This is a genomic window from Streptomyces sp. ISL-10, assembly GCF_018614575.1.
Lineage (GTDB): Bacteria > Actinomycetota > Actinomycetes > Streptomycetales > Streptomycetaceae > Streptomyces.
The window spans coordinates 533537-555178 of record NZ_JAGGOJ010000003.1 but is presented as its reverse complement, the minus strand read 5'-3'; the positions used below and the strand labels follow the sequence as shown (position 1 = coordinate 555178).

General features: G+C 72.2%; 20 protein-coding genes and 1 pseudogene. 6 read left to right on the top strand and 15 right to left on the bottom strand.

The annotated features are described in order from the left end of the window. Window positions 1–210 precede the first annotated feature (210 nt). On the bottom strand, window positions 211–1269 hold the full coding sequence (locus J7E88_RS03310) for an MBL fold metallo-hydrolase (protein WP_215176972.1): 1059 nt from the start codon (window positions 1267–1269) through the stop codon (window positions 211–213). A gap of 21 nt (window positions 1270–1290) precedes the next feature. Further along, complete coding sequence (locus J7E88_RS03305; RefSeq protein WP_215176969.1) at window positions 1291–2508, bottom strand: aminotransferase class I/II-fold pyridoxal phosphate-dependent enzyme; 1218 nt, start codon at window positions 2506–2508, stop codon at window positions 1291–1293. 292 nt (window positions 2509–2800) lie between these two features. Between J7E88_RS03305 and J7E88_RS03300 the strand changes: the two genes are divergently transcribed. Beyond that, the gene (locus J7E88_RS03300; RefSeq protein ID WP_251022021.1) at window positions 2801–4324 is read left to right on the top strand and encodes a bifunctional phosphatase PAP2/diacylglycerol kinase family protein; all 1524 of its coding nucleotides are present in this window, start codon (window positions 2801–2803) and stop codon (window positions 4322–4324) included. Window positions 4325–4457: 133 nt separating this feature from the next. On the opposite strand, the gene J7E88_RS03295 is transcribed toward J7E88_RS03300, so the two are convergent. Beyond that, the gene (locus J7E88_RS03295) at window positions 4458–4901 is read right to left on the bottom strand and encodes a protein phosphatase (protein ID WP_215176966.1); all 444 of its coding nucleotides are present in this window, start codon (window positions 4899–4901) and stop codon (window positions 4458–4460) included. Between the two features lie 255 nt (window positions 4902–5156). On the opposite strand from J7E88_RS03295, the gene J7E88_RS03290 reads away from it, so the two are divergent. The 3 genes from J7E88_RS03290 to J7E88_RS03280 all read left to right on the top strand — a co-directional run bounded on the left by J7E88_RS03290 (window position 5157) and on the right by J7E88_RS03280 (window position 7136). Then, the gene (locus J7E88_RS03290; protein ID WP_215176965.1) at window positions 5157–5966 is read left to right on the top strand and encodes a methyltransferase domain-containing protein; all 810 of its coding nucleotides are present in this window, start codon (window positions 5157–5159) and stop codon (window positions 5964–5966) included. Window positions 5967–6024: 58 nt separating this feature from the next. Next, window positions 6025–6375 (top strand): VOC family protein, encoded by a 351-nt coding sequence (locus J7E88_RS03285; RefSeq protein ID WP_215176964.1) that lies wholly within the window; start codon window positions 6025–6027, stop codon window positions 6373–6375. Between the two features lie 191 nt (window positions 6376–6566). After that, window positions 6567–7136 (top strand): DinB family protein, encoded by a 570-nt coding sequence (locus tag J7E88_RS03280; protein WP_215176962.1) that lies wholly within the window; start codon window positions 6567–6569, stop codon window positions 7134–7136. A gap of 287 nt (window positions 7137–7423) precedes the next feature. On the opposite strand, the gene J7E88_RS03275 is transcribed toward J7E88_RS03280, so the two are convergent. Further along, window positions 7424–8881 carry an MFS transporter gene (locus J7E88_RS03275; RefSeq protein WP_215176960.1) on the bottom strand — a complete coding sequence of 486 codons (1458 nt, stop codon included), beginning with the start codon at window positions 8879–8881 and terminating at the stop codon, window positions 7424–7426. A 224-nt stretch (window positions 8882–9105) separates the two neighbouring features. On the opposite strand from J7E88_RS03275, the gene J7E88_RS03270 reads away from it, so the two are divergent. Both J7E88_RS03270 and J7E88_RS03265 read left to right on the top strand, forming a co-directional pair. After that, entirely contained in the window at window positions 9106–9849 is a 744-nt protein-coding gene (locus J7E88_RS03270) for a GntR family transcriptional regulator (RefSeq protein ID WP_215176958.1), read from the top strand. 44 nt (window positions 9850–9893) lie between these two features. Further along, a complete protein-coding gene (locus tag J7E88_RS03265) occupies window positions 9894–10961 on the top strand; it encodes an adenosine deaminase (RefSeq protein ID WP_215176956.1) in 1068 nt (355 codons plus the stop codon). On the opposite strand, the gene J7E88_RS03260 is transcribed toward J7E88_RS03265, so the two are convergent. From J7E88_RS03260 to J7E88_RS03210, 11 genes and pseudogenes are all read right to left on the bottom strand, one after another. Beyond that, the gene (locus J7E88_RS03260) at window positions 10951–11154 is read right to left on the bottom strand and encodes a DUF397 domain-containing protein (protein ID WP_215176954.1); all 204 of its coding nucleotides are present in this window, start codon (window positions 11152–11154) and stop codon (window positions 10951–10953) included. The genes J7E88_RS03265 and J7E88_RS03260 overlap by 11 nt on opposite strands. Continuing rightward, window positions 11151–11987, bottom strand: coding sequence for a helix-turn-helix transcriptional regulator (locus tag J7E88_RS03255; protein ID WP_215176952.1), 837 nt, complete (start codon window positions 11985–11987; stop codon window positions 11151–11153). Before J7E88_RS03255 ends, J7E88_RS03260 begins: the two co-directional genes overlap by 4 nt. A 175-nt stretch (window positions 11988–12162) precedes the next feature. Next, on the bottom strand, window positions 12163–12582 hold the full coding sequence (locus tag J7E88_RS03250; protein ID WP_215176951.1) for a hypothetical protein: 420 nt from the start codon (window positions 12580–12582) through the stop codon (window positions 12163–12165). 123 nt (window positions 12583–12705) lie between these two features. Next, window positions 12706–13654 (bottom strand): annotated as a pseudogene (locus J7E88_RS03245) (CocE/NonD family hydrolase C-terminal non-catalytic domain-containing protein); the annotation flags it as partial. A gap of 81 nt (window positions 13655–13735) precedes the next feature. Continuing rightward, window positions 13736–14671: an LD-carboxypeptidase gene (locus J7E88_RS03240; protein WP_215176950.1), complete on the bottom strand. Its 936-nt coding sequence runs from the start codon at window positions 14669–14671 to the stop codon at window positions 13736–13738. Further along, a complete protein-coding gene (locus J7E88_RS03235; RefSeq protein WP_215176949.1) occupies window positions 14668–16665 on the bottom strand; it encodes a prolyl oligopeptidase family serine peptidase in 1998 nt (665 codons plus the stop codon). Before J7E88_RS03235 ends, J7E88_RS03240 begins: the two co-directional genes overlap by 4 nt. A 10-nt stretch (window positions 16666–16675) precedes the next feature. Further along, a complete protein-coding gene (locus J7E88_RS03230) occupies window positions 16676–18013 on the bottom strand; it encodes a M20/M25/M40 family metallo-hydrolase (RefSeq protein WP_215176948.1) in 1338 nt (445 codons plus the stop codon). Further along, the gene (locus J7E88_RS03225) at window positions 18006–18842 is read right to left on the bottom strand and encodes a M55 family metallopeptidase (RefSeq protein WP_215177449.1); all 837 of its coding nucleotides are present in this window, start codon (window positions 18840–18842) and stop codon (window positions 18006–18008) included. Before J7E88_RS03225 ends, J7E88_RS03230 begins: the two co-directional genes overlap by 8 nt. Window positions 18843–18924: 82 nt before the next feature. Continuing rightward, window positions 18925–20151: an ornithine--oxo-acid transaminase gene (rocD, locus tag J7E88_RS03220; protein WP_215176947.1), complete on the bottom strand. Its 1227-nt coding sequence runs from the start codon at window positions 20149–20151 to the stop codon at window positions 18925–18927. Then, window positions 20148–20978: a dimethylargininase gene (gene ddaH, locus J7E88_RS03215; protein WP_215176946.1), complete on the bottom strand. Its 831-nt coding sequence runs from the start codon at window positions 20976–20978 to the stop codon at window positions 20148–20150. Before ddaH ends, rocD begins: the two co-directional genes overlap by 4 nt. A 138-nt stretch (window positions 20979–21116) precedes the next feature. Then, window positions 21117–21626, bottom strand: coding sequence for an Lrp/AsnC family transcriptional regulator (locus J7E88_RS03210; RefSeq protein WP_215176945.1), 510 nt, complete (start codon window positions 21624–21626; stop codon window positions 21117–21119). Window positions 21627–21642: the final 16 nt, after the last annotated feature.

Sequence of the window (21642 nt, the reverse complement as noted above, 5' to 3'; positions counted from 1 at the left end):
CCCGGGGGCGCGGAGAGTCGGCCGTACGGGCGCGGGCCGGCCGGCATGAGCACCAGCCCCGGGGCGCGGAGAATCGGCCGTACGGGCGCGGGCCGGCCGGCATGAGCACCAGCCCCGGGGCGCGGAGAATCGGCCGTACGGGCGCGGGCCGGCAGGCATGAGCACCGGCCGGCCGGCGCGTGCGCACTGGCCGCCCGTACGGCCGGGCGCTCAGGCCGTCAGCACCCGTGAGCCGCCCACGGGAAGGTCCCACAGTTCGTCGCGCGGCCGGCCCGTGCGGTGCCAGGCCGCCAGCAGTCGCTGGAGCGGTTCCAGCACGGGCTCAGCGGAGAGCACGAACGTCGCCCAGTGCATGGGCGCCATGTTCCGTGCGCCGAGGTCCTCGAAGGCGCGCACCGCCTCCTCCGGGTCGGTGTGCACATCGCTGAGCCACCAGCGCGGAGCGTACGCGCCGATGGGCAGCAGGGCCAGGTCGATACCGGGGTGACGGCGGCCGATCTCCTTGAACCAGTGCCCGTAGCCGGTGTCGCCCGCGAAGTACACCGACCGGTCCAGTGCGTCGGTGAGCACCCAGCCGCCCCACAGCGAGCGGCAGGTGTCGAGAAGGGTGCGCTTGGACCAGTGGTGGGCCGGTACGAACTCGAAGCGCACACCGCGCAGTTCGGCATCCTCCCACCAGTCGAGCTCGGTGACCCGCGTGAAGCGGCGGCGCCGGAACCAGCGGCCGAGCCCCGCGGGCACGAACAGCGGTGTGCGGCGGGGCAGCCGCCGCAGCGTGGGGGCGTCGAGGTGGTCGAAGTGGTTGTGGCTGATGACGACCGCGTCCACGGGCGGCAGATCCTCCCAGCGCACCCCCACCGGGGTGATGCGCGCCGGGGTGCCGAGGATGCGGCGGGACCAGACCGGGTCGGTGAGGACGGTGAGCCCGCCGATGCGCAGGACCCAGCTGGCGTGCCCGGCCCAGGTGACGGCGACGGTGGTGGTGTCCGCCTCGGGCAGCGTGCCGGGTTCGAAGGGAAGCAGCGGGATGTCGCGCAGCCCCGCTGGACCGGGACGTACGGCGCCCTCCGTGGCGAACCGGGCCAGGGCGCGGACGCCCGGGAGAGGGGCGGTGAGCCGGTCGGCGAAGGATCTCGGCCAGATGCGGATCTCGCCGAGGGGGCGGGTGGTGGCGGGCGGGGGCGCCGTAAGGCCCGGTCGCGTGCCCGCCGGATGGTGTGCGGGTCCGCTCTGTTCCGCCTGCTCCGTCAACTCTGACTGCTCTGTCATCCAGGGTCTCCCGTCAACGCGTCACCGCAGCTCGTCGAAGGCCGATCCGAGATTGCTCAATGCCCGCTCCACATGGGGCAGTTCCAGAGGGGTCCGGGAGGCCAGAGCGGCCAGCTGCTCGTCGGCGGTCGTGCCGAGCAGCGGCCCGGTGGACAGCCGCACCCGCAGCGCGCCCAGCTCGTCGCCGAAGCGGTGCCCGCCTGGGACGGACGTGCCGAGCCGGTCGCTCAGGTACTCCTCCAGTTCCATGGAGTCGCTGACACCCCGCTCGGCGAGACGGCCGCGCAACGGGCCGAGGTCCACGTAGAGATGGCGGCCCGCCTGCGGAGGGCGGGACAGGGCGCCGGCCGCGAGCACGGCGCGGTGCACGGCCGCGGCGACCTCTGAGTGCAGAGCGGCGGCACGCACCGTCCGCTCCGCCACCTCGGCCGGCTCGCCGAGAACGTGGGCCGCGGCGGCGGAGAGCGGAGCGGGGACGACGGCGCCGAGCGCGGTGAGGACGTCCAGGGTGCGGGCGCGCCGGGCGGCGCCGTCCGCCCCGACCGGGAACCGGGCGATCGCGACGGGCCAGGACTGGGGAGTGAGCGCGCCCGAGAGATCGCTGATCACGGTGACATCACCGGGGCACATCTCCGCCGGGCTCAGCAGCACGGTGTCGCGCGGCTGGTGGAGCGTGTCGCGCCAGGTCTCGTCGCTGATGATGTGCAACCCCTCGTCGACGGCGGCCTCGCAGGCCTCCCCCATGGTCTCCGGCGGGGCGACGGTGGCGGTGGGGTCGTCGGGGACGGACAGCAGCAGGATCCGGGGCCGGCCGCCCTCGCTGCGGACCCGCCGTACGGTCTCCAGCAGCGCGAACGGGTCCGGCACGCCGCCGCACTCGGCCGGGGTCGGCACGTGGTAGGCCGGACGGCCCAGCAGCCGCGCCTGCGGGGTCCACCAGGCGGGGCACGGGCGCGGCATGAGCACATCGCCGTCGTACGCGCCCAGCAGCGCGAAAAGCAGCGGCTGCGCTCCGGAGGCGGCGACGACCTCGGCGGGGCTGCTGGCGAGGCCACGCCGCTCCCAGTAACCGCAGGCGGCCTCCCGCAGCGCTGCGTCGCCGCCGGGCGGCTCGCTCCGGGCGACGACGGCGGCACCGGCGAGCACCGCGACGGGTCCGGGAAGCACCGGCAGCCCGGTCTCCGGCGCGTGCGGCCCGTACCGGACGGGGCCACGTCCCTCGGACGCCGTGCCGTGCATCCCGCCACCTGCCTCCACCGCTCGCGAGCGCTCCCGACGCCGGGTGCCTGCCCGGCGCCCGGCCCTTTAGACCCCTGGTCCTTTATACGAAGGATTGGCCGATACCGCCGCGTGAACCGTGGTGCCGTAGTCGGTCGGGCCCGACGGCCCGGGCCCCCCGGGGTGCCCACGAACGGCCCCGTCCCCCACTCGCGGCGTCCGCTCGCTGCGGCCACCGGATGCGGCCACCGGATGCGGCCACCGGATTCGGGTGGGCCCGCGTGGGGTCGCGCCGAGGGGGTATCCGCCCGACATGCCAGAACTCGACATGCCAGTGGTCGACGCACAGGGAAGCGCCCGCCTCCGCGGACGGATCGCCAACCTCCTGAGCACCTGGGACCGGCAGGTGCTGCGATCCGTCGCCGAACGCGAATGGCCGGGCGCGGAGCCGGTCCTGCCGCGGCTCAGCAGGAGCGCGGACCACGGGCTGCTCTGGTTCGGGGCGGCGGCCGGGATCGCCGTGCTCGGACGCGACGTACGCTCGCGCCGGGCGGCCGTGCGGGGTGTGGCCTCGCTCGCGGTCGCCTCGGCCCTGATCAACACCGTCGGCAAGCGTTCCGTCCGCAGGAGCCGGCCTCTGCTGGACGCGGTGCCGGTCATGCGGCAGCTGAAGCGGCGTCCTTTCACCACGTCCTTCCCCTCGGGTCATGCCGCGTCGGCCACGGCCTTCGCCACCGGCGTCGCGCTGGAGTCCAGGAGCTGGGGCGCAGCCCTCGCGCCGGTGGCCGCATCCGTCGCGTTCTCCCGTGTCTACACAGGAGTGCACTACCCGAGTGATGTGCTGGTGGGTGCGGCGCTCGGCGCCGGCGCGGCGTTCGCGGTGCGCGGCTTGGTGCCGACGCGGTCGCAGCTGCCCGCGCCGGGACGCCCGAAGGCGCATGCACCCGCGCTGCGGGGCGGTGAGGGCCTGGTGGTCGTCGTCAACCGCGAATCCGGGTCCGGGTCCGCGGACCACGCCCGTGAGGTGCGCACCGAGCTGCCGCTCGCGGAGGTCGTGGAATGCGCGCCCGAGGAACTGGCGGCACACCTCGCCAAGGCCGCGGGCAGGGCACGGGCGCTGGGCATCGTCGGCGGTGACGGCACGGTCGGCCAGGCGGCCGCCGTGGCCGCCACGCACGGCGTCCCGCTGGCGGTCTTCCCCGGCGGCACGTTCAACCACTTCGCCTACGACCTGGGCATCGAGTCCGTGCGCGACACGTGCCGGGCGGTGGAGGCCGGGGACGCCGTCGGCGTCGACCTGGGACGCTTCACCCCCGGGCCGGACGGCAGCGCGGCGCCGGGCTACTTCCTCAACACGTTCAGCCTGGGCGTATACCCGGAGCTGGTCCGCATCCGGGAGCGCTGGTCGCCCCGGATCGGCAGCTGGTCGGCAGGCGTACTGGCAGCTGCCCGCGTACTGCGCGGCGAGCATCCGCTGGAGGTCGAGGTGCAGGGGCGGCGCCGCCCGGTGTGGCTGCTGTTCGCGGGCAACGGCGTGTACAAGGGCGTCGGGCCCACACCCGGTCACCGCGAGAATCTGGCGGACGGTCTGCTCGACGTCCGTGTGGTGCACGGCGGACGCGCGCCGGGCTGGCGCCTCCTCGGCGCGGCACTGGCGGGCAGGCTCAAGCGCTCGCCCGTGCACGCGTCCCGGCAGCTCCGCCAGGTGCGCATCGGCGGCCTGGCACCGGGCACGCTGCTGGCATACGACGGCGAAGTGGCGGCGGCACCACGGGAGTTGGTGGTCGAGAAGCTGGTGGACGTCCTCACGGTCTACCGGCCGCAGGAGCTGCTGTAGGACCGTCGAAGGCCGGTCCGATGCCGCCTCGGGCGCGTAAATCGGTTCGACGTGCTGCCCGTGCGTCCAGCACCATGGCACAGCGCGCTTCGGCGGCCGGCCACGGGGGAGCTGGTCGCCGAGGCCCCCTTGCTCAGGCCCTCGCGGTGTCCGCGAAGCGCTCTGCGTAACGCCGCTGCCACGGTGTCTCCACGGCATGCCGGTCGTAGTGCGCCCGGACGAACGCCACCGCCTCACCGGCCGGTACGCCGTCGAGAACGGCCAGGCAGGCCAGGGCCGTTCCGGTCCGGCCCCGCCCGCCGCCGCACGCGATCTCGACCCGTTCGGCGGCGGCCCGTTCCCATGACTCGCGCAGGAGCTCGCACGCGAGCGCGCGGTCGGCGGGAAGGCGGAAGTCCGGCCAGCGCAGCCAGCGTGCCTCCCAGTCGGTGGACGGCGGCTGCCTGCCGAGCAGATACACGCCGAACTGCGGCAGCGGTCCGGCGGCGGGCGGCCGTCGCAGCCCCCGACCCCGGACGAGTCTCCCGGAGGGAAGCCGCAGCACACCGGGGGCGGTCGGAGTCCAGGTCTCAGTCATCAGCCGATTGTCGCGCGCCCGGGGTGAGTGCCGGGCGTTTTCCGGGTTGGCGGGGCAGCCCACCGCTCCCAGCGGGCTACCTGCCTTCAGGAGCCGGAAGGCCGACGGCAGGCACAACCACCGTGCGGGCCCACGCCGCTCCAGCAAGGTGTCCACTATTCAAGAATTCTATCTCACCATACAGACAGAGCGCGTACGGTGGCGGCACGCATCCCGGCGAAGGGGCTGTGCAGGCCCCAGCGAAGGAGACCCGCCATGTCGAAGGAGACCGCCGTCTACACCCACGGGCACCACGAGTCCGTCCTGCGCTCGCACTCCTGGCGGACCGCCGAGAACTCCGCGGCGTACCTGCTCGGCGAACTGCGGCCCGGGGCGAACGTGCTGGATGTCGGTTGCGGCCCCGGCACCATCAGCGCCGACTTCGCCGCGCTCGTCGCGCCCGGGCAGGTCACCGCGGTGGACGCCGCGCTGGACGTGCTGGCGCGGGCACGGGCGCATGCCGAGGGACGCGGGCTGGACAACGTCCGCTTCGCGGTCGCCGACGTCCACGCCCTGGACTTCCCCGACGACTCCTTCGACGTCGTGCACGCCCATCAGGTCCTGCAGCATGTGGGCGACCCGGTGACGGCCCTGCGCGAGATGCGCCGGGTGTGCCGTCCCGGCGGGGTCGTCGCGGCACGCGACAGCGACTACGGCGCGTTCACCTGGTACCCCGACCTGCCGGTGCTCTCCGAGTGGCAGGAGCTGTACCGGCGGGTGGCCCGTGCCAACGGCGGTGAGCCCGACGCGGGACGCAGGCTCGTGTCGTGGGCCCGCGCCGCCGGATTCACCGACATCACGGCGACCGCCGCCGCATGGTGCTTCGCGGCGCCCGAGGAGCGGGCGTGGTGGAGCGGGCTCTGGGCGGACCGCACGACCGCTTCGGTGTACGCGCGGATCGCGGTGGACGGCGGTCACGCGACCGCCGCGCAGCTCGCCGCGATCGCCGACGGCTGGCGTGCCTGGGGCGCGGACGAGGACGCCTGGTTCATGGTCCCGCACGGCGAGATCCTGTGCCGGGTGTGAGCCCTCGTCCCCCGCACGCCCCTGACAGGGCCCGCTCACGCCAACTACCCTCGCCGTCATGGAGATCCTCGGAACCACCCTCCGTATCTGCGTCGACGACCTGGAGACGTCGGCCGCCTTCTACGAACGGCTCACCGGCGCCCCGCCGCTGCGCTTCGAGCGCGGCGGCGTCTCGGTCGCGGCGGTCGGCTGCTTCCTGCTGATGAGCGGTCCGGAGTCGGAGCTCGAGGTCCTGCGCAAGGTGTCCGCCACGATCGCGGTGAAGGACGTGGACGAGGCGTACGAGACGCTCACCGCGGTCGGCGCCCGGGTCGTCGCCGGTCCGGTGCCGACCCCCGTGGGGCGCAATCTGATCGCCGTCCACCCGGATGGTTCGGTCTTCGAGTACGTGGACCGCAAAGCGGCCTGACGCACCGCAGGTTCGCGGGGGATCCTCGTCCTGGTCACCGTGGCCTAAGAGCGACGTCGTTCCCGCGGTGGACAAAGCCTTCGACTAGCCCCATCTTCCCAAGTCAGGAGCACTGTCTAGTCATTTGATCAGCATCCGGGACGGGCCCCGCACCGTGAAAAACCTGGCGGGCCCGGGCCCTTGGGGCGAAGATGCAACGCATGAGTGGTCAACCCGCACGATGGACCCAGGCAACCGTCTACCCCGACATGTGGGCCGACCCGGACAACGACCCCCGCAACAACGAGGGAGCCAGTCCGGAGGGCGAGCTTGCGACGCTGTTGGACTTCCTGACGGGCTACCGCATGACCCTGCGGATGAAGTGCGAGGGTCTGGATGCGGAGCAACTGGCCCGCCGTTCGGTTCCGCCGTCGACGATGTCGCTGCTCGGCCTGCTTCGGCACCTCGCCGAAGTGGAACGGGACTGGCGCAACTGGATCAGCGACGGTGATCCGCTGCCGAAGCTGTACGGCCGGCGTGACGCGGACTTCGAGGGAGCTGTCGCCGAGCAGGCCATGGTCGACGCCGCGTACTCCGATCTGGAGTGTGAGCAGACGGCGACCGACGCCGCGCTGGCCGAGCACCCGGATCTGAGCGAGCGTCTGGGGAAGGACGGCACCTCGGTTCGGGAGCTGATGGTGCACAGGATCGAGGAGTACGCCCGTCACTGCGGGCACGCCGACCTGTTGCGCGAGTGCATCGACGGAAGGGTGGGCCAGTGAGGCGTGTTCACGCGCGATGACCGCGGCCTCCTCGCCCCGGACGCACCGCCCGGCCGCCTCCAACCGCAGCCGCTCACGAAAGGGCCGCCGCTCCCGCGGTCGGCAGCCGCCCTGCGCACACCTCATGCGGACGGCATCCCGCAGGCACCACGAACCGTCAGCCCCTGACGACACCTCGCCTTCGACGTCAGTGACCGGGGCCTCGCGGGCACGCCCTCCGGCAGCGGGGACAGCGGGGCCGCAGGCATCAGCCCGTTGCCCCGCACGTCACCGTCACCAGCCGTCGATCAGTGGTGCGCGATCACCAGCGCCGGTTCCTCCTCGGCCGGGGCGTCCTCCGCCTCCGGCCGCTGGATCAGCAGCGACGTCACGACTCCGATGCCGAGCAGCGCGAGCGCCGCATACATGGCGTGCTGGTAGCCCGCCGCGGTCGGCCCGTTGGCGTCGCTGCCCGCCGTGATCATGGCGGAGGCGAGAGCGATGCCGAGCGAGGCCCCGATGCCGAAGCAGGCGCCGTTGAGTCCGGAGAGCGAGCCGGGCTTGTCCTTGGGGGCCGTGGTGACGGCGAGGCCGTTGAGGCCGGTCAGCATGAAGCCGCCGTACGTCACACCGAGCGCGGCGAGCGCGGCCACGAGGATCCACTGGTGGTGCAGGAAGAGCGTGGCGAAGACGAAGATCGCGAAGTTGGCGACGGCTCCGGTGACCACGATCCGGCGCCAGCCGACCTTCGGGCCCAGTCGGCCGGTGAGGGGCGCGGAGATCACCCCGATGAGCTGGATGGGGGTGAGGAAGAGGACGGCGGCGGCGACGGCGGACAGGCCGAGGCCGACCCGCGCGTCCTGCGAGAACAGCGGGATGGTGAGCGCGATCGCGCCGAACGCGCCGCCGAGGGTGCAGATCGTGGTGATCAGCAGCGGCCAGGCGCGGCGTGAGGCGAGCACCTCGATGTCGATGACCGGGTTGGCCGCGGACCTCTGCGAGACGACGAAGAGGACGAGGGCCAGCAGGCCGCCGAGCAGGAAGGCAAGCGTGAGCGGGGAGGTCCACCCCCATGCCGCGCCCTGGGCGAGGCCGACGAGCACACCGGTGAGGCCGACCGACAGAGCGGTGATACCGCGCGAGTCGAAGCGGGCGTCGGCCGTGGTGGGCGGCACGTCGGGGACGTACCGGCGGACGCCGATCAGGCCCGCGACGGCGATGAGCGTGGAGCAGACGAAGATGCCCCGGAAGCCGATGGTGTCGGCGATCTGACCGCCGGCAACGGCGTCGACGCCGGCGAGCCCGCCGTTGACGGCGGTGATGATGCCCGCGGCCTTGCCGAAGCCGGCCGGGCTGAGCAGCTGGTTCAGAGTGAGGAAGGCGAGGGTGAACATCGCGGCGGAGACGCCCTGGAGGATGCGGCCCGCGATGAAGATCTCGATGTTGGGTGCGAAGACGCACAGCAGGTTGCCCACGATGAGCACGAACGCACAGATGATCATCATGGGCTTGCGGCCGCGCTGATCGCTGAGGCGGGCCAGGGTGACCTGTCCGACGGCGGCCATCAGGAAGAACAGCGTCTGGGAGAGGCCCGCGGCAGCCGTGGTGGTGCCGAGGCGCTCGATCACATCGGGCAGGGCGGGGCTGAGCATGGTCGCGTTGATCTGGTAGCCGAGCACGGCCAGCACCATGGCCGCCAGCATCGGGCCACGGCCCGTGAGATCGGATGCGGACCCGGAACGCGTCCGGCCGAGCGTGGTGGACATGTCGGCCCCTTTGCCTTGGATGTCTTGCCTCGGATGTCATGCCTCGATGAGCGCACAGCGATCTTGTCAGACAAGCTGTGCCCCCACAGGGTGGAATCTACGTGCGTAGAACGTCAAGCCCCGGGTGATGCGACGCACACAAGCCGGACAGCGCAAGGCCGGGCCGCATTGCTCCGGCCACACCCGCTCGCATAACTTGCTGACAAGTGAGCCGAGGAGGGCCAGTGGCAGTCAGCGGGCAGCAGCGGAGACCGGTCGTGGTGCTCTACGAGCGGATCGCGGACGCCATCCATGACGGCACCTATCCGCCGGGGTCCACGCTCCCCTCCGAGCCCCGGCTCGCCGTCGAACTCGGCGTGAGCCGCCCGGCCCTGCGCGAGGCGCTGCTCCTCCTCCAGGAGGACGGCCTGCTCTCGGTGCGCCGCGGCGTGGGTCGCACGGTCAACGCCAGCCCGCCCAGGCGTGGTTACGAGCAGATCCAGCCGCTGGAGGAGCTGCTCGGCGCGGGCCGGGCGCTGCGGGTGCGGCCGCTGCTGCGCACGGTCGAGGAGCCCACCGACTTCACCACCCAGCATCTGCTCGCGCCCGCCGGGGCGGAGCTGCTGTTCTGGGAGTCCGTGCTCACCGGTGACGGTGCGGCGGCGCTCAGCCAGGAGTGGGCGGCCGCGGAGGAGACGCTTCGGCGGTACCACCCGGACTTCGCCGAAGCGCTGCGGTCGGCACCGCAGGCGGCCGGCTCCATGGTCGCGGTCCTGGCCGCCGCCTCACGGGGCACGGCCCTCACGGCGCACAGCCAGATCAGCGCGACCTTGCTCGGCCGGTGCCGCGGGGAGCAACTGGGGCGCCCCGCGGACACGCCCGCCGTGCTGGTCACGCAGGTGATCCGGGTGGACGGCACCCCGATCCTGGCGGCCAAGCACATGCTGCCCACGGGCGCCCCCGCCCTCCCGGTCCTCCAGTCGAACTGACACGCTCCCGGACTCCCAGGCAGGGTGCCGTACACTCCGGATGCATGCACTTGTCTGACATCCTGCGCGCTCCCAAGGTGGTCCTCCACGACCACCTCGACGGCGGTCTGCGCCCCGCCACGATCATCGAGCTGGCCCGTTCCCACGGCTACGAGGGCCTGCCCACCGAGGACCCGGAAGCCCTGGCCGTCTGGTTCCGGGACGCCGCGGACTCCGGGTCGCTGGAGCGCTACCTGGAGACGTTCGCCCACACCTGCGCGGTGATGCAGACCCGCGAGGCCCTGGAGCGCGTCGCGGCCGAGTGCGCGGAGGACCTGGCCGCCGACGGTGTCGTGTACGCCGAGGTGCGCTACGCGCCCGAGCAGCACCAGGAGCGGGGGCTCACGCTCGACGAGGTCGTGGACGCGGTGAACGCGGGCCTGCGCGAGGGCGAGCGCCGCACGGACGGGCGCATCACGGTGCGGGCGCTGCTCACCGGCATGCGGCACACCGACCGCTCGCTGGAGATAGCCGAGCTGACCGTCGCGCACCGCGAGCGCGGGGTCGCGGGCTTCGACATCGCGGGCGGCGAGATCGGCAATCCGCCGGCCCGCCACCTGCCCGCCTTCCAGCACCTCAGGCGCAACAACTGCCACTTCACGATCCATGCCGGTGAGGCCGTGGGCGCCGCGTCGATCCACGAGGCGGTGCAGGTCTGCGGCGCCGAGCGCATCGGCCACGGTGTGCGCATCACGGACGACATCACGGTCCGCGACGACGGCACGGCCACCCTGGGCCACCTCGCCTCGTACGTGCGCGACAACCGCATCGCACTGGAGGTCTGCCCGACCTCCAACCTCCAGACGGGCGCGGCCAAGTCGTACGACACGCACCCCATCGACCTGCTGCGCCGCCTGGGCTTCCGCGTCACCCTGAACACCGACAACCGCCTGGTGTCCGGGACGGACATGAGCCTGGAGTTCGTGCACATGGCGGAGGCGTTCGGCTACGGCCCCGAGGTCTTCGAGGAGTTCACCGTCGCCGCGGCCGAGGCGGCGTTCCTGCCGCTGCCGGAGCGGCAGCGGCTGATCGACGAGGTGATCCGCCCGGGCTACGCGGCGCTCAGCGCGTAGCCTCCGCCACGAAGGCCGCCCAACTCGCCCGGGACACACGAAGTCCCGGGCGGGTGGTGTTCTCGGAGTCCCTGACGTGGACGTCGCCGGCGGAGGCTGCGACCTCGACGCAGTCGCCGCCGCCGGACCCGCTGTAGCTGCTCTTGAACCAGTTCAGCCGGTCCGGGCCGTGTGCAGCCTGCTCGGTGCTCATGCCTCTCCTGCCAGACGTTCGATGCGACGCGCAGACTCCTCAGCGCTCAGGGCCTGCGAGCGCAGCTTGCCATACCGTAAGCCGCAAGCACTGACGTTTGCGGGATCGCTGACGACGACACCGGTCTCCTGGGACTCCACATACCCCACCTGCCGGTGCTCCAAGGTCTCCAGGACGACGAACGCGCCGTTCAGTCCCGGATGGAAGCCCCTGCCGGACGGCATGACCTGAACCTCCACGTTCCGTAACGCACGGACCTCCAGAAGACGTTCAAGCTGCCCGCGCATCACCTCCCGCCCGCCGATCGGATTGTGCAGTGCCGCCTCCTCGATCACGAACGACAGATCGACGAGCGGTGTCCGCGTCAGCAGCTTCTGCCGGTTCAGCCGCGCCTCCGTGTGCTGCTCGATGATCTCGTCCTCCAGCGGCGGACAGTGCCCGGCGAACAGCGCCCGCGCGTACTCCTCCGTCTGCAACAGGCCCGGCACGAGCAGCGGATCGTACGAGAACCTGCTCACCGCCTCCGTCTCGATCAGCGCGAAGTCCCAGAAGAACGAGGGGAGTTTCGCCCGGTCAACATCGTCCTGGAGGACCGCCAGCGCCCCGCCCGCGTCCAGGACGCGCTCCGCCGCGTCGGTGAACGCGGCCTTCGCGGGGCGGCGGCCCTGCTCGATCGATGCCGCCTGCTCGTACGAGTAGCCGACGGCGTCCGCGAGGGCTTGTTGTGTGAAGTGCGCCCGCTCCCGGAAGAGTTTGAGCAGCTTGCCGTAGCCGACCCAGATGACCGGCCGGTCGTCGTCCTTGTCCCGCTTCTTCGTGCGGCTGTTCGCCATGAGCCCACGCCCCCACATGCCAACCTGCCTGTGCCTGACACCGGTTGAACGGCCCTCGGCACTCCGTCGACACGGGCCACCACCCGTACAGGTCCGCGCCCGACCCGTACGACACCGCCGTGTACGCATGCCCGACTTGTTCACCAAAGCGGGCCGGGCCGAGCTGTGACGCCGGTCAGTCCGGGTACGTGGCTTCGACGCAGACGACAGGGCGGGCTTCGTCCACCGGGGCCGGGTAGGTTCCGGTGGGCGCGGGCACGGCCCCGGCCGTGACCTCGTTGTCCCGGGCGACTGTGCTGCCCGGCGCAGGGATCAGGTGAGATTCGCTGCCGCGGCCCGGCCTGCGCAGCCATGCCGAAGTGGCGCTGCCGCTCGGCGAGGGCGCAGCTTCTGGGCAGCCGGTCGCCCAACCGTCGGGGCAGCGTACGGGTTCCAACTCCGGCGAGCTGCAGTCGGCCGGTTCCCGCGAGGCGTACGGCGACGGGGGCGTGACGGGTGGTGCGCTCTGCTCGATGACCTCGGTGGTGGTGTAGCCGGAGAGGGCTGCGAAGAGCACGGAGGCGGCCACCAGGCCGTTCTTGCCGGGCCGGATCATCAGTCGGTTCCCCGCGCTGCGAACCGGCAGTCGTGACTCAGCACTGCCGTCCCCCTCGGTGTGATCGGAGCCCCGCCTCGGCCACCGTACAGGCCGGGGCGGGCACCGGCTTTGGGAGCCCCCTCAGGACAACGACCCCCGCACCACCGGCAGTTCCAGCGACCCCGTGTCCTCGGGGGCGCTCACGACCGTCACCGGCTTGACGCCCCGGTTGCCGAAGTACGCCCCGTCGCTCGCCGCGATCACGAACTCCAGCCGGTGGCCGGCCTCGTAGCGGTGCACGACTCCCGGCAGCTCCACGGTGAACGGCCTGGCCACGTCCGGCACCCGGACCGGCGCGACCAGGCGGTTCACCAAGGCCTTGCTGCCGTCCGGCGCGATGTCGTAGACCTTGGCGAACAGCACCAGAATGTCGGGCCGCGTCACCGGAGTGCTGGACGCGTTCCGTGCTCGGCGAGACGACCTTGAGCCGGGCGCGGGGTGCGCCGACGACGTCGACCGGTGCCTTACAGCGGTTCGCTGCGCCAGCCCAGGTAGGTGCCCTTGGTGTCGTACGGCTGCGTTGGCTACGCCGATGAGGCCGGCCAGGGACGACTCGGAGTGGCTGGTCGGGACCGACCAGTTGGTGTAGGGGCGGCTGCCCCGGCGACCGGCGCGGGTGTCGACGAGTTTGCCGTCGCCGGAGAGGTAGAGCTTCTGGGACAGCGACGGGACGGCTCGCGCCTCGCCGTAACCGCTCTGCCAGCCGCTGTAGTAGGCGAAGGCCGGGCCGGTGTCCGTGTGCGGGTCTGCGTGCAGGTACCGGTCGAACCAGGCGAGGATGCGCCGCCCCACGTAGCTGGTCTCCAGGTTGCCCTCCCCGAGGTTGAGCTCGCCGGACGCGGGGTTCGTCATGCCGCCGCTGTGGCCCCAGGACTGCCAGATCATCTTCGTCTCGGTCCCCTGGGCCAGGAGCGTCTCGTGGCTGGCCTGGGCCTCGTTGGCTGAACAAGTTGTCGGCCTGGCCCTGGACGAGGAGGGTGGGCGCCGTGACCCGGGACAGGTAGGAGACGGGTGACACGCTGCGGGCGAAGTCTCAGAGAAGCCAACACCCGGAACTGGCCGATGGAGCAGCGACGGACCTGAAGCGGAGGACAGGCGACCGGAACGGCCGTCAGAGCAGCGCCGGCACCTGAAGCGTCAGCGTCCGGGCATCCGCGTCCAGCACCGCCGGCACGCCGAGCGGCATCGTCAGCGCCGTCTCGCCGTGCCCGAACCCGAACTCCTCCACCACCGGTACGCCGAGGTCCCCCAGCCGGTCGAGCAGCACCGCCCGCACCCGCTCGTACGGTCCGCACTCCGCCCACGAACCCAGCACCACCCCGGCGACGCCCGCCAGCCACCCCGCACGCAGCAGTTGGGTGAGCATGCGGTCGATACGGTAGTCCTCCTCCCCCACGTCCTCCAGCAGCAGGAGCCCGCCGCGGGCGCTGCGCCGTGCGTGCGGGGTGCCGATGCCGGCCGCGAGGAGAGCGAGGCAGCCTCCGAAGACGACTCCGCTCGCCCGGCCCGGCACCATCGTGCGGGCCCGCGGCAGGCCCTCGATCGTCCGCACCGCCTCGGGCTCGAACAGGGTGGCCCGCAGCGAAGCCTGTGTGCGGGCGTCCTTGAGGAAGGTGGCCGCGCCCGCCATCGGCCCGTGCAGTGTCGCGAGGCCCATCCGTACGGCGAACGCCTCGTGAAGGGCGGTGACATCGCTGTAGCCGACGAAGACCTTGGGGCCCGCGGCCCGCATCGCCGCCCAGTCGACCAGGTCCACCATGCGCTGAACGCCGTAGCCGCCGCGGGCGCAGATCACGGCGGACACGGACGGATCGCACCACGCCTCGGTCAGGTCGCGGGCGCGTGCCTCGTCGGTGCCCGCGAGGTAGTCCAACCGGGGGTGCGTGTCGCGGACATGGGGCATCACCACGGGTTCCACGTCCCACCCGCGCAGGATGTCCAGGCCGGCGTCGAGCCGTTCGCCGGGTACGGGACCGCTGGGCGCGACGACGGCGACCCTGGCGCCCGGGGTGAGCCGGGCGGGCCGGCTGAGCGACGCGCTGGTCATTTCCTGAGCTCCAGCAGGGGGATGTCGGACCGGGTGATGCCGAAGGTCTGGGCGTACAGGGACAGTTCGGCCTCCAGCGCGCGGATCATCGTCTCCACCCTGCGGAAGCCGTGGCCCTCGCCCTCGAAGGCGATGTACGCGTGCGGGACGCCGCGCCCGGCCATCCGTGCGAGGAACCGTTCGCTCTGCGGCGGCGGGCAGATGACGTCGTCCAGGCCCTGGAGCAGCAGGAACGGCGCGGTGATGCCGTCCGCGCGGGTCAGCGGCGACCGCTCGCGGTAGCGGCCGGACACCTCGGACAGCGGGCCGACGAGCGATTCGAGGTAGCGGGACTCGAAGTCGTGCGTCTCGCCGTCTGCCCAGGACAGCAGATCGAGGACCGGGTAGATGATCGTGCCGCACGCGTACACGTCCGTGGTGGCGAGCGAGGCGGCCGCCGTCCAGCCGCCGGCGCTGCCGCCGCGGATCGCCAGGCGCCGCGGGTCGGCCGTACCCTCGTCGGCCAGCGCCTCGGCGACCGCGGCGCAGTCCTCGACGTCCACCACGCCCCACTGCTCGCGCAGGCGGTTGCGGTAGGCGCGGCCGTAGCCGGTGGAGCCGCCGTAGTTGACCTCGGCGACGCCGATGCCGCGCGAGGTGAAGTAGGCGATCTCCAGGTCCAGCACGAGCGGGGCGCGGCCGGTGGGTCCGCCGTGCGCCCAGATCACGTACGGCGGCAGCTCGTCGTCGGGTGCGATCCGGTCCGGGCTGTGCGGCGGATAGATGTGGGCGTGGATCTCCCGGCTATCGGGGCCGGTGAAGGTGCGGATCTGCGGCTCGGGGTAGTACGCGGGGTCCACCGGGTCGTCGTGGGCGCTGCCGATCACCCGGGTCCGGCCGGTGCGGGTGTCGAGCTCGACGATCTCGTACGCGCTGCGCGGGCTGGCGGCGACGCCGATCACCCGGTCGCCGCAGGCGGCGAGCGTGGGGATCCACTCGCTCCAGGGACCGGCGGCGTCGACGAGTTCGCCGGTCTCCGGATCCAGTATGCCCAGGGCGGTGGTGCCCCTGCCGTGGACGACGGCGACCAGTCCGCTCTCCAGCGGCTGGAACCACCGCGAGCCGGTCTTCCACAGCGGGCCGCCGAACTCCTCCTGCCGGCCCGGGCAGAGGGCGGTGGCGTGGCCGAAGGCGTTGCCTGCCGGGCGGATGCGGCGCAGCTCCCACCAGTTGCCGCGGTCGGAGACGAACAGCAGCGAGCCGTCCGGGGCCCAGTCGACCTGGCAGACCGACTCGTCCGCCTCGCCGACGACCGTGCGCACGCCCGCGAAGGGTCCGCCGTCGGTCACGTCCCCGAGCAGCACGACCGTGGCGTCCCACGGCATCTGCGGATGGTCCCAGGCGATCCAGGTGGCGTGCCGCCCGTCGGGCGACACCTTCGGGCCGGTGACGAAGCGGTGCCGGTCGTCGCTGAGTTCGCGGACGGCGCCGCGGTCCTCGGCGGCCGAACCGTCGAGGGGCACCGCGGCGATCACCCGGCGCACATCTGTGGGTGCCTCTCCGGTGAACTCCTCAAGCACGCACCAGACTTCGCCCTGCTCGACGCGCAGCAGGGGCTCGGCCCACCGCAGACCGCCGCCGACGGACGAGAAGGGCGTGAGCGGACGCGGCCGCGCGCCGGGAACGTCCGGCTCGTACGCGTACAGCCGCTGGTCCGGGAAGTGTACGAAGACGATCAGCGGGCCGCCTTCCGCCCTTCCGGCCCCGGCCCACGGCAGACCGCCGTACTCCATGACGCGGCTGCGCACGTTCCACGGCGGGGGCAGCACCGACTCCTCGCGGCCGTCGGGGCGCCGGCGCACCAGGGCACGCCGGCCGCCCTCCGCCGGGCGCGGCGCGGTCCACCACACCTCGTCGCCGACGATGCCGAGGTGGTCGGGCTGTCCGTCCCGCGAGGCGGCGAGGGCGGCGCCGATCGGTGAGGGCCAGGTTCCGTAGCGACCGGTGGGTACCATGCCACTCCCCTTACGCGCTTTGCAGGTAGTGGTCGAGCACGCGAACGCCGAAGTGGAGGGCCTCCACGGGGACGCGCTCGTCGACGCCGTGGAACATGGCCGCGTAGTCGAAGCCGGGTGGCAGTTTCAGCGGGGAGAAGCCGTAGCCGGTGATGCCGAGCCGGGAGAACTGCTTGGCGTCGGTGCCGCCCGGCATGCAGTACGGCACGGTACGGCCGTCGGGGTCGAACCGCTCGACGGCGGCGCGCAGTTTGGCGAAGGTCGGCGAGTCGACGGGTGCCTGGAGGGGCACTTCGCGGTGATGGAATTCCCACTCGACGTCGGGGCCGGTCAGCCGGTCCATGGTGGCGCGGAACTCGTCCTCGCAGCCGGGCAGCATCCGGCCGTCCACATACGCGGTGGCCTGGCCGGGAATCACGTTGATCTTGTAGCCGGCCGCCAGCATGGTCGGGTTGGCGCTGTTGCGCACGGTCGGCTCGACGAGCGCCGCGGCGGGCCCGAGCTTGGTCATGAGCGCGTCGGCGTCGAAGCCGGGCGCGTGCACATCGGTGTCGATGCCGTGCAGCGCGGCGAGTTCGGCGAGGGCCGCCCGTACGGTGGGGGTGAGCCGCACCGGCCACTCGTGCTCGCCGATCCGGGCGACGGCGGCGGCGAGCCGGGTCACCGCGTTGGTTCCGTTCACTTTGGAGCCGTGACCGGCCGTGCCGTGGGCGGTCAGCCGGAGCCATGCCGTGCCCCGTTCACCGGCCGCGATGGGGTAGAGCGTCATGCCGGGGCTCGCGTGGAAGGAGAACGCGCCGGATTCGCCGATGCCTTCCGTGCAGCCCTCGAAGAGGCCGGGGTGGGTGTCGGCGAGGTAGCCGGAGCCGTCGACCGCGCTGGCCTCCTCGTCGGCGGTGTAGGCGATGACGATGTCGCGGCGGGGCCTGATGCCGTGCCGTGCCCAGGCCCGTACGACGGCGAGGACCATCGCGTCCATGTTCTTCATGTCGACCGCGCCGCGGCCCCACACCACGTGGTCGCGCACCTCGCCGGAGAAGGGGTGGACGGTCCAGTCGGCGGGTTCGGCGGGGACGACGTCGAGGTGCCCGTGGACCAGGAGCGCGTCGGCGCCGGGGTCGGTTCCTTCGATGCGGGCCACGACATTGGTGCGGCCCGGTGTGCGCTCCAGCAGGGCCGGTTCGAGTCCGGCGGCGGCGAGCCGCTCGGCGACGTATTCGGCGGCGGGCCGCTCGCGGCAGTCGCCCGCGCCGCGGTTGGTGGTGTCGATGCGGATGAGTTCGGAGGTGAACGTCACTACTTCTTCGAGGGCCTGGGCATCCATGGGCGTCGTCGTCACGTCAGCCATACTGCTCCTCCAGGGCCGCTGAGACGATCGTCGTGACCGCCTTGAACGTCCGAATGCCTTCGTACATCGTCTCGCTGGTGTACGCGACGCGCCTCTCGCCGTGCGTCCTGCCGACGCCGGGCACGACGGTCGCGGCGGCGGCGAGGTGCTCGGCGTCGAATTCCAGCTCCACCGTGAATGGTCCACCGCGCACCGGATCGTGCCGCACGGCAAGCGCGGCGGCCTCCTTGGCGGCGGCCCGGATCTCGGACGCGGTCCGGGCCGGGGTGCGGCAGACGGCCGCGTAGCGCGAGACATGGTCCTTGACGGCGACCTTGAGTGCGCCGGGCGCGTAGGTGAGGGCGTCCTCGCAGGTGAGGTCGTCGCCGGTGACGAGGACGACGGGGACGCCGTACTCGGCCACGACATGGGCGTTGAGCAGTCCCTCGCTCGCGCGAACTCCGCCCAGCCACACGCCGGTGATGGAGTTGGCGAGGTAGGTGTGCGCGAGGACGCCCTCCGATCCGGCGCCGGTGTGGTAGCCGACGAAGGCGATGCCGTCGACGTCACCGTGCTGGACGCCCTCCACCATGGACAGCGACTTGTGGCGTCCGGTGAGCATCTGGGCGCGCTCGTCGAGTTGTTCGAGCAGCAGATTGCGCATGGACCAGTGCGCCTCGTTGATGAGCACCTCGTCGGCGCCGCCGTCGAGGAAGCCGAGGACGGCGGCGTTGACGTCGGAGGTGAACATCGAACGGCAGCGTTCCCACTGGGGGGTGCCGGGCAGCACGTCGGCCGGCCAGGTCACCCCCGTGGCGCCCTCCATGTCGGCGCTGATCAGGATCTTCACAGCCACTCTCCGTTCCACGGATGCACGGTGCCCAGGGCCGCGAGTTTAGACCGGAGAGTGGCTGTTCAGGGGATGCGTACCGCTATCCGCCGAGGACCTTTTCCAGGGAGGCGAGGCCGCCCTGGAGCTCCTCGGCGGTGATGGTGAGGGGCGGAGCGATCCGGATGGTGGAGCCGTGGGTGTCCTTGACCAGGATGCCCTCTGCCAGCAGCCGTTCGCTGATCTCCCGGCCCGTACCGACCGCCGGGTCGACGTCCACGCCCGCCCACAGGCCGCGGGCGCGGAAGCCGACGACACCCCGCCCGATCAGGGCGGCGAGGCCGTCGCGCAGGACGGTGCCGAGGTCCCGGGCCCTGCGCTGGTACTCGCCCGTCGCCAGGAGGCCGACGACGGCGGAACCGACGGCCGCGGACAGCGGGTTCCCGCCGAACGTCGATCCGTGTTCGCCGGGGCGCAGCACCGACAGGACGTCGCGCCGGGCGACGACCGCGGATACGGGGACGACGCCGCCGCCGAGCGCCTTGCCGAGCAGCAGCATGTCGGGCAGGACGGACTCGTGGTCGACGGCGAGGGTGGTGCCGGTGCGGCCGAGGCCGGACTGGATCTCGTCCGCGATGAACAGGCAGCCCGCGCGCCGGGTGAGGTCGCGTACGCCGGTCAGGTAGCCGTCGTCGGGGATGACGACGCCCGCCTCGCCCTGGATCGGCTCGATGAGCACGGCCGCTGTGGTGTCGTCGATCGCCGCTTCGAGCGCCGCGAGGTCGTTGTAGGGGACGACCCGGAAGCCGGGCGTGAACGGGCCGAAGCCGCCACGGGCGCTGTCGTCGGTGGAGAAGCTGACGATCGTGGTGGTGCGGCCGTGGAAGTTGCCGTCGGCGACGACGATCGTGGCCCGGTCCGGTGCCACGCCCTTGACCTCGTACGCCCACTTGCGGGCGACCTTGACCGCGCTCTCGACGGCCTCGGCGCCGGTGTTCATCGGCAGGACCATGTCGAGTCCGGTCAGGGCGGCGAGACCCTCCGCGAATCCGGCGAGCCGGTCATTGTGGAAGGCGCGCGAGGTGAGGGTGAGCTCGTCGAGCTGGCGGTGGGCCGCGGCGATGAGGTCCGGGTGGCGGTGGCCGAAGTTCAGGGCCGAGTAACCGGCCAGCATGTCGAGGTAGCGGCGTCCCTCGACGTCTTCCACCCAGACGCCCTCCGCGCGGGCGACGACGACGGGCAGCGGGTGGTAGTTGTGCGCGAGGGTGGCCTCCTCGGCGCGGATCAGCTCGGCGGAGGAGCGCTCGGTGCGCTCGGGCGTGAGGGTCATGCGCGGATCTCCTGGGTGCAGCACTTGATTCCGCCGCCGGACTTGTGGAACTCCGACAGGTCGACGGGGACGGGAACGTAGCCGTGGGCTTCGAGGCGGCCGATGAGTCCTTCGGCCTGCGGGGCGACGAGGACGTTGCGGCCGTCGGAGACGGAGTTGAGTCCGAAGGCCATGGCGTCCTCGCGGGTCGCGATCAGCGCATCGGGGAACATGCGGGCGAGCACTTCGCGGCTGCCCGGCGAGAACGCCTCCGGGTGGTAGGCGATGTGGGCCGGGCGGTCAGCGCCGCCGTCGTCGAGGACGAACAGCGCGGTGTCCAGGTGGTAGAAATACGGGTCGACCAGTTGGAGGCCGACGACCGGGACGCCGAAGAACTCCTGGACCTCGCGGTGCGCGGTCGGGGTGGTGCGAAAGCCGGTGCCGGCGAGGACGAAGCCGCCGGCGGGGACGAGGTCCCCCTCGCCCTCGCACACCGACTCGGGCCGGTACACCTCGAACCCGGCCCCTTTGAACCACGTCTCGTACGCCGCCTCCTCCGGGCGGCGCTGCGGTGCGTGGAACCGCGAGCCGAGGACCCGGCCGCCGAGGACGAGCGCGGAGTTCGCGGCGAACACCATGTCCACGAGGCCGGGCTCCGGCTGTACCTGTTCCACGGTGTGGCCGAGGTCGAGATAGGTGCTGACGAGGGTCTTCCACTGGGCGCGGGCGAGGTCGTGGTCGACCTCGCCGTCCTCGCGCATCCAGGGGTTGATGGCGTACTGCACGTCGTAGTACCGGGGTTCACAGACCAGGTAGCGCCTGGGCCGGGACACGCGTCTGGGTGGCACCGAGGGATTCCTCCCGCTTCGTCTCGATGTCCGATGACGTCTCAACGGTAGGAATCGGGACGGAGCGGCGACAAGAAACAACACGTGCGTGTACGCGCAGGAATGCTGCGCAAATCGGCGTCCCGGCGGCAGTTCGTTTCACGCGTCTGCGGAAGGGGGTTCCTCCATGGTCGCGGCACGGCCGGCACCGGCCTCCGGGCTGGTCGTGAGCAGGTGGGAGAGCACCATGTAGCTGATGGTCTTGCGGATGAACGGCTCGGCCCTGATGCGCTCCAGCACCTCCTCGAAGTGCTCCACGTCGGTGGCCCGCACGTGCAGGAGGGCGTCCGCGCCGCCGGTCACCGTCATCGCGGCCATGATTTCGGGGTGGTTGCGGACGACTTCGGCGAGACGGCGGGGCGGGGCGGCGCTGTCGCAGTACACCTCCACGTACGCCTCGGTGCGCCAGCCGAGCGCGGCGGGGCGCACGGTCGTGGTGAAGCCGGTGATGATGTCGGCCTCGCGCATACGGTCCACGCGCCGTTTCACCGCGGTCGCCGAAAGGCCGATCGCGGCGCCGATCTCCGTGAAACTCCTCCGGGCATTTGCGACGAGAGCGGCGACGATCTTGCGGTCCAGGTCGTCGAAAGGCGCGGATCTGTTGGTCATATCGGTGTTCCTCCGG

Bases quoted from the DNA above. Each gene is read 5' to 3' on its own strand.
- J7E88_RS03310 (WP_215176972.1), bottom strand. From the start codon at position 1,269: ATGACAGAGCAGTCAGAGTTGACGGAGCAGGCGGAACAGAGCGGACCC.
- J7E88_RS03230 (WP_215176948.1), bottom strand. From the start codon at position 18,013: ATGGCTGACGTGACGACGACGCCCATGGATGCCCAGGCCCTCGAAGAA.
- J7E88_RS03285 (WP_215176964.1), top strand. From the start codon at position 6,025: ATGGAGATCCTCGGAACCACCCTCCGTATCTGCGTCGACGACCTGGAG.
- rocD (WP_215176947.1), bottom strand. From the start codon at position 20,151: ATGACCCTCACGCCCGAGCGCACCGAGCGCTCCTCCGCCGAGCTGATC.
- J7E88_RS03235 (WP_215176949.1), bottom strand. From the start codon at position 16,665: ATGGTACCCACCGGTCGCTACGGAACCTGGCCCTCACCGATCGGCGCC.
- J7E88_RS03265 (WP_215176956.1), top strand. From the start codon at position 9,894: ATGCACTTGTCTGACATCCTGCGCGCTCCCAAGGTGGTCCTCCACGAC.
- J7E88_RS03300 (WP_251022021.1), top strand. From the start codon at position 2,801: ATGCCAGAACTCGACATGCCAGTGGTCGACGCACAGGGAAGCGCCCGC.
- J7E88_RS03260 (WP_215176954.1), bottom strand. From the start codon at position 11,154: ATGAGCACCGAGCAGGCTGCACACGGCCCGGACCGGCTGAACTGGTTC.
- J7E88_RS03240 (WP_215176950.1), bottom strand. From the start codon at position 14,671: ATGACCAGCGCGTCGCTCAGCCGGCCCGCCCGGCTCACCCCGGGCGCC.
- J7E88_RS03305 (WP_215176969.1), bottom strand. From the start codon at position 2,508: ATGCACGGCACGGCGTCCGAGGGACGTGGCCCCGTCCGGTACGGGCCG.
- J7E88_RS03280 (WP_215176962.1), top strand. From the start codon at position 6,567: ATGCAACGCATGAGTGGTCAACCCGCACGATGGACCCAGGCAACCGTC.
- J7E88_RS03210 (WP_215176945.1), bottom strand. From the start codon at position 21,626: ATGACCAACAGATCCGCGCCTTTCGACGACCTGGACCGCAAGATCGTC.
- J7E88_RS03250 (WP_215176951.1), bottom strand. From the start codon at position 12,582: ATGATCCGGCCCGGCAAGAACGGCCTGGTGGCCGCCTCCGTGCTCTTC.
- J7E88_RS03255 (WP_215176952.1), bottom strand. From the start codon at position 11,987: ATGGCGAACAGCCGCACGAAGAAGCGGGACAAGGACGACGACCGGCCG.
- J7E88_RS03275 (WP_215176960.1), bottom strand. From the start codon at position 8,881: ATGTCCACCACGCTCGGCCGGACGCGTTCCGGGTCCGCATCCGATCTC.
- J7E88_RS03295 (WP_215176966.1), bottom strand. From the start codon at position 4,901: ATGACTGAGACCTGGACTCCGACCGCCCCCGGTGTGCTGCGGCTTCCC.
- J7E88_RS03290 (WP_215176965.1), top strand. From the start codon at position 5,157: ATGTCGAAGGAGACCGCCGTCTACACCCACGGGCACCACGAGTCCGTC.